The organism is Roseibium sp. TrichSKD4 (genome assembly GCF_000148725.1).
Lineage (GTDB): Bacteria > Pseudomonadota > Alphaproteobacteria > Rhizobiales > Stappiaceae > Roseibium.
Genome location: NZ_GL476308.1, coordinates 6,064 through 12,078 on the forward strand (window position 1 = coordinate 6,064; position 6,015 = coordinate 12,078).

General features: G+C 53.6%; 5 protein-coding genes and 3 pseudogenes. 6 read left to right on the plus strand and 2 right to left on the minus strand.

Annotation, left to right across the window (positions count from 1 at the left end):
- The 4 genes and pseudogenes from TRICHSKD4_RS05585 to gmd all read left to right on the plus strand — a co-directional run.
- Positions 1-298: IS30 family transposase (locus TRICHSKD4_RS05585; RefSeq protein ID WP_208993008.1), on the plus strand; the 298-nt coding region annotated here is incomplete at its 5' end.
- Positions 299-419: 121 nt separating this feature from the next.
- Positions 420-695 (plus strand): annotated as a pseudogene (locus TRICHSKD4_RS29060) (transposase); the annotation flags it as partial.
- A gap of 115 nt (positions 696-810) precedes the next feature.
- Complete coding sequence (locus tag TRICHSKD4_RS05590; RefSeq protein WP_371256677.1) at positions 811-1,776, plus strand: GDP-L-fucose synthase family protein; 966 nt, start codon at positions 811-813, stop codon at positions 1,774-1,776.
- 108 nt (positions 1,777-1,884) lie between these two features.
- Complete coding sequence (gmd, locus tag TRICHSKD4_RS05595; protein ID WP_009466492.1) at positions 1,885-2,979, plus strand: GDP-mannose 4,6-dehydratase; 1,095 nt, start codon at positions 1,885-1,887, stop codon at positions 2,977-2,979.
- Positions 2,980-3,150: 171 nt separating this feature from the next.
- Here gmd and TRICHSKD4_RS05600 read toward each other — a convergent pair whose 3' ends face one another.
- Positions 3,151-3,393, minus strand: coding sequence for a hypothetical protein (locus TRICHSKD4_RS05600; protein ID WP_009466493.1), 243 nt, complete (start codon positions 3,391-3,393; stop codon positions 3,151-3,153).
- 43 nt (positions 3,394-3,436) lie between these two features.
- Positions 3,437-3,979: pseudogene (locus tag TRICHSKD4_RS05605) on the minus strand (IS21 family transposase); the annotation flags it as partial.
- A 111-nt stretch (positions 3,980-4,090) separates the two neighbouring features.
- Here TRICHSKD4_RS05605 and istA point away from each other — a divergent pair.
- Together istA and TRICHSKD4_RS31600 are read left to right on the plus strand one after the other, a co-directional pair.
- Entirely contained in the window at positions 4,091-5,620 is a 1,530-nt protein-coding gene (gene istA / locus TRICHSKD4_RS05610; protein ID WP_009469599.1) for an IS21 family transposase, read from the plus strand.
- A pseudogene (locus TRICHSKD4_RS31600) lies at positions 5,610-6,015 on the plus strand (ATP-binding protein); the annotation flags it as partial. The gene istA and the pseudogene TRICHSKD4_RS31600, both read left to right, overlap by 11 nt.

A 6,015-nucleotide genomic window follows, 5' to 3' on the forward strand; every position in this document is an offset into this window, starting at 1 on the left:
GTTTGCCGTCCTGCTCCGCAACAACGACCGAAGCTCCACACACCTCATAAACAAGCTGATGGACGTGATGGAGCCCTTACCCCAGCGAGCACGGAAGTCGATCACTTTCGACCGCGGCTTCGAGTTCTGGGCTTGGCGGAAGCTCAAAACAGGGATCGGAACGGAAAGCCGGTTCTGCGATCCGCAAGCGCCTTGGCAAAATGGATCGGTTGAGAACCTCAACAAACGCGCGCGCCGATACTTGCCACGTGACACCCAACTCGCGGCGCTCTCAAATCGCAATATAAAGGCGATTTGAGAGCGCCTGAACGGAACACCCAGAAAGTGCCTCGGATGGAGAACAACGATCGAGGCATTTTGAGATGAAATGATGAAACTCAGATAGCTGAACCAGTCGCAACGACACTTGAACTAACACTCAAGCCGTCAGGGACTGGATCAACGCTTTAGATGCAAAGACCGCATACACCGAACCAGGTTCACCATGGGAGAACGGATACTGCGAGAGCTTCAACGCCCGCCTTCGAGATGAACTGCTCAATGGTGAAATCTTCTACAGCCTCAACGAGGCGCAAATCTTGGTTGAACAATGGAGGAAACACTACAACACCAAGCGTCAACACAGCGCCTAGGGCTACCGCCCACCGGTACCAAAAACCATCATTCCAATGGACCAGCAGCCGAGCATGCACTAACAATCAAATCGGACCACTCAGCTGGGGCTGATCAGGAGCGAATGAGAAATACAGATCAAGTCCATTGACAAGAACCGGCAATAATTTTAGTTCAAATCCTTTGCAAAATTGGATACTGGGGACTTTTTTGAAGGGAAAAATTTACAACTTAGCTAATAGACGCATTTGGGTTGCTGGTCATCGCGGCATGATAGGCAGCGCGATCGTGCGGCGCCTGAAAGCGGTGGGGTGCGAGGTCTTGACTGCAACACGCGCCGAACTTGATCTTACAAACCAAGCTACGGTTTTTGAGTGGGTGAGGGAGAACAAACCCCAAGCCGTGTTTTTAGCGGCAGCCAAAGTGGGTGGCATTTCTGCCAATGATACGTTGCGCGGAGAGTTCATATACGAGAATCTTGCGATCGCCCTAAACGTTATCCACGCTGCCCATCTACACTGTGTTGAGAAGCTAATGTTCCTTGGCTCCACGTGCATTTATCCCCGTCTAGCGCCTCAGCCCATGAATGAGGAAGCGCTGCTAACAGGGCCGCTAGAGAAAACAAATGAGCCATACGCGATCGCCAAAATTTCTGGAATAAAGCTTTGTGAGGCCTATCGCGACCAATACAATGACGACTTCATTTCGATTATGCCTACCAATATATTTGGCCCTGGTGACAACTATCATGCTGAGCACAGTCATGTGGTTGCCGCCCTCATACGGCGTTTCCATGAGGCGAAAGCCAACGGAGACGCCGAGGTTGTCGTATGGGGGAGCGGTACACCACGCCGGGAATTTCTATACGTTGACGATCTTGCAGATGCTTGTGTTTTTGCAATGGAACGATATTCAGACGCTGGGGTTCTCAACGTTGGGACGGGAAAGGACATTGAAATAGGTTCTTTTGCAAAAGTTGTCGCTGACGTGATCGGATTTAAGGGCAACGTTGTTTTCGACCCGTCTCGTCCTGATGGAACGCCACGCAAGCTTGTCGATGTCTCGCGTATGACGGATCTCGGTTGGACTGCCTCTACAACACTCCGAGCCGGATTGGAGGCAGCATATGCCGACTATAGGAATTCTAAAGCAGCCGATCGATAAAGTATTCGATACTACAAACCGGTTCTATCTCTTGTCCGAAAAATAAACGGTCTCACCTTTGATGTCGGCCAACCGCAGCACGTACTAATTTGAAGAGGTCTTATAAGTATGTCGAAAGCAGCAAAAGTAGCGCTTATTACGGGTGTGACTGGGCAAGATGGAGCATATCTATCTGAACTGCTTCTATCGAAGGGGTATGTGGTTCACGGAATAAAGAGGCGCGCAAGTCTTTTCAATACAGACAGGATCGACCACCTCTATAGAGATCCGCATGAAACAAATGTCCGTTTTTTTCTGCATCATGGCGACCTGACGGACGGCTCTAGTCTAACTCGGATCATCCAACAAGTTCAGCCTGATGAAATCTACAATCTGGCGGCACAAAGCCACGTGGCGGTAAGCTTCCAAGAACCCGAATACACGGCAAACTCAGACGCACTCGGCGCGTTGCGGATTCTGGAAGCAATAAGGCTGCTGGGACTGGGTGAAAGTTGTAGGTTTTATCAGGCAAGCTCCTCTGAGCTTTATGGATTGGTGCAGGAGTCTCCTCAAAAGGAAACAACCCCATTTTATCCGCGAAGCCCTTACGCGGTGGCCAAGCTATATGCTTACTGGATCACAGTGAATTATCGTGAAGCTTATGGGCTTTATGCGTGCAATGGGATTTTGTTCAATCACGAAAGCCCCATCCGTGGAGAAACATTTGTTACTCGTAAGATATCGCGTGGTTTGGCACGGATTAAACTCGGATTGCAGGAATGCCTCTATTTGGGCAATCTCAATGCGAAGAGGGATTGGGGGCATGCGCGCGATTATGTTGAAATGCAGTGGATGATGCTGCAACAGCAAAAGCCTGAGGACTTTGTTATCGCTACTGGCCTGCAGTACAGCGTGCGGGACTTCGTTGATGCTGCTGCGAAGGAAATAGGAATTGAAATCTCGTGGAAAGGTACTGGAGTTGACGAAGTCGGATATGATACGTCAGGGCGCAAGATTGTAGCCGTCGATCCGCGCTATTTCCGTCCTGCCGAGGTTGAGACTCTTCTTGGAGACGCACGAAAAGCACATGAAAAGCTTGGCTGGACCCCAAAAACGAGCTTCGAGGAACTCGTTGCCGAAATGGCGCGTGAAGACCTACGCTCAGCGGAACGTGACGCGCTGATGACACGTTCAGGCTTTAAGGCGCCCGACTACCACGAATAGGGTTGGGTTCGTTAACTTGTAGATTGTGGGCTAAGCCTCCCGAATTGAGTATGCCAAATACATAAACGCATCTGCGATCAAGATCGGCTTCTAGACACTTTCCCCTTCGGGGCCGTGTATTCATGAAGCTGTTCAGCATGAGAAACCTTTTTGGATTACCGCTCTGCCTGATCATAGTGCAAGCTCTCGCGCTATTCGCACACTGGACAGTCCATAGTGTCTATTATGGTCGCCGAAGCCTTCCAGCGTCTTGATCGGAACCAGCCTCGCCGTCTTGAGGGCCACGTCGATCCGCCTGGTCTCGCGCGTGGAATACTCTTCACTGAGCAAGGCATCGATCGCTTCCACCGCCGTGATCTCACCCTGCTCCAGACGATGAAGCGTGTGATCGAGTGCTTCCAATGCACGCGGCATCTTCAGCCCGACAAGCGCCCCCGGACTCTTTCCAGAAGCTCACTCATGCCGGCACCCGTTCACTTGCCAGGCGCCGTCCGACCGCATCATAAAAGTCGAGCGATCGGTGCAATCGATCAGAGTTGCGGGAAGGTGCTGTCCGTTTCGGTGGTGCCTTGCGATGAAGGGGATCGACGCGCCGCTTGTTCTTGCCCTCCAGAACCGGATGACGTGCGATCTCGATCCCGTCTTCGAAGATCCGGATGTCCTGGGTGTGGTTCTGGACTTCCAGTGTCCGCCTGCGGGTCGTGTCCGGCACGCTGTAGTAATTTCGGTCTACCGAGATCATGCCCTCATGACTGACCCGCCGCTCAATGGTGAGAACCGCGCTGTACGGCAATGCCGGCAGTTCTTTCAGGGTCGATCTTTCTTCAGCAAAAGCTTCGTCGACAACACGGTCGGTCGCCGCGTGCACTCGCGGATTGGCCACTGTTTCCCGCCATTGCGTGAACTGGGCATTGAGATCGTCGAGGTTCCGGAAGCTACGGGCCAGGAAGAAGTCCTGACGAATGTACCGGAACGGCCGCTCGACTTTGCCCTTCGTTTGTTGATTTTCACTGAGAACTGACCCGGTGGCCCCATAAATTGTCACTGAGAACTGACCCATGTGAACACACTACCCCGACGTTTTTGGCTCGGGGGATATGGAGTGATCGACATGGGATTTTTGAGTGTCATTCGACGCTGGGCATTGCGTGACAAAATGCCAATCAGAGAGATTTCCCGTCGCACGGGTTTATCTCGCAACACGGTGAAGAAGTATCTGCGCGAGGGCATTGTTGAGCCGAAGTTCAAAACCCCGCCGCGACCAACCAAACTTGATCCGTATGCGGACCGTTTGTCTTCTTGGCTTGTGGCCCAGACGCGCAAGTCGCGCAAAGAGCGTCGAACCGTCAAACAGATGCACGTGGATCTGGTGCAGTTAGGGTATGATGGCTCCTATGAACGTGTGGCGGCCTTTGTCCGTGCGTGGCGTGCGGACCGGCAGCGGGCGGAACAGACGACAGGGCGCGGCACATTTGTGCCTCTGATCTTCCAGCCCGGCGAAGCTTTCCAGTTTGATTGGAGTGAAGACTGGGCCAATATTGGCGGCGAGCGACTGAAGCTTCAGGTCGCGCATATCAAGTTGTCACACAGTCGGGCGTTTTTGGTCCGGGCTTACCTGCTGCAAACGCACGAGATGCTGTTTGACGCCCATTGGCACGCGTTCCGCGTGTTTGGCGGCGTTCCTGGCCGAGGGATCTATGACAATATGAAGACAGCGGTTGATCGCGTCGGCAAAGGCAAGCAGCGGGACATCAACGTCCGTTTCAAGGCGATGGCTAGCCACTACGTCTTTGAGCCTGAGTTCTGCAATCCGGCTTCAGGTTGGGAGAAAGGCCAGGTCGAGAAGAACGTCCAGGACGCGCGCAATCGGCTTTGGCAGGTCATGCCCGTCCTTGCAGATCTGGCTGAACTGAACCAATGGCTTGAAGATCGGTGCATCGCCCTTTGGGCGGAGACGCCGCACAAAGCCTTGCCGGGGTCTCTCGCCGATGTGTGGAAAGCTGAGAAGCCAATGCTGATGGCTCTGCCGCCGGCCTTCGATGGATTTATCGAACATAGCAAGCGAGTGTCTCCCACATGCCTGATCACATTCGAACGCAACAGGTATAGCGTGCCCGCCAGCTTTGCGAACCGCCGTGTCAGCCTGCATGTCTACCCTGACCGACTGGTCGTTGTGGCCGAAGGGCAAACAGTTTGTGAACATGCACGGCTCATTGATCGGTCCTGCCGCAAATCAGGCAAGGTTGTTTATGACTGGCGGCACTATCTTGCTGTCATTCAGCGCAAACCTGGCGCCCTTCGCAATGGCGCGCCCTTCACCGAGATGCCGGAAGCCTTCCAACGGCTGCAGGAACGCATGTTACGCAAGGAGGGGGGTGACAGGGAAATGGTCGACATCCTCTCATTGGTTCTGCAGCATAACGAAGAGGACGTGTTACGCGCCGTGGACAAGGCGCTGGAAGCGGGTGTGCCAACCAAGACGCATATCCTGAACCTTCTACACCGGTTGATCGACCGTAAGCCGACGGAACATCCAGAAGTCGACCCACCGGACGCCTTGGCATTGCAAACCACGCCCGAGGCAAATCTAAATCGTTACGATGGCCTGAGACAGGCTGGGGAGAAGCGCCATGCGTCATGACCCAGCCGGAGCCTCTATCGTCATCATGCTGCGCAGCCTCAAGCTCTATGGCATGGCAAATGCCGTCGAAGACCTGGTCGCCCAAGGTGCCCCAGCCTTTGAAGCCGCGACCCCGATGTTATCACAGCTGCTCAAGGCTGAAATGGCGGAACGAGAGGTTCGATCCATCGCTTACCACACAAAGGTCGCCCGCTTCCCTGCATACAAAGACCTCACCGGCTTTGATTTTGCGTCCAGTGAAATTAACGAAGCGAAAGTCCGCAGTTACACCGGTGTGAGTTCATCGAAAACACCGAGAATGTCGTTCTGATCGGTGGGCCCGGCACGGGCAAAAGCCACACCGCCACAGCAATCGGCGTTCAGGCGATCGAACACCACAGGCGCAAGGTTCGGTT

Excerpts from the sequence above, each read along its gene's own strand:
- TRICHSKD4_RS05600 (WP_009466493.1), bottom strand. The coding sequence starts at position 3,393 with ATGCCGCGTGCATTGGAAGCACTCGATCACACGCTTCATCGTCTGGAG.
- gmd (WP_009466492.1), top strand. The coding sequence starts at position 1,885 with ATGTCGAAAGCAGCAAAAGTAGCGCTTATTACGGGTGTGACTGGGCAA.
- istA (WP_009469599.1), top strand. The coding sequence starts at position 4,091 with ATGGGATTTTTGAGTGTCATTCGACGCTGGGCATTGCGTGACAAAATG.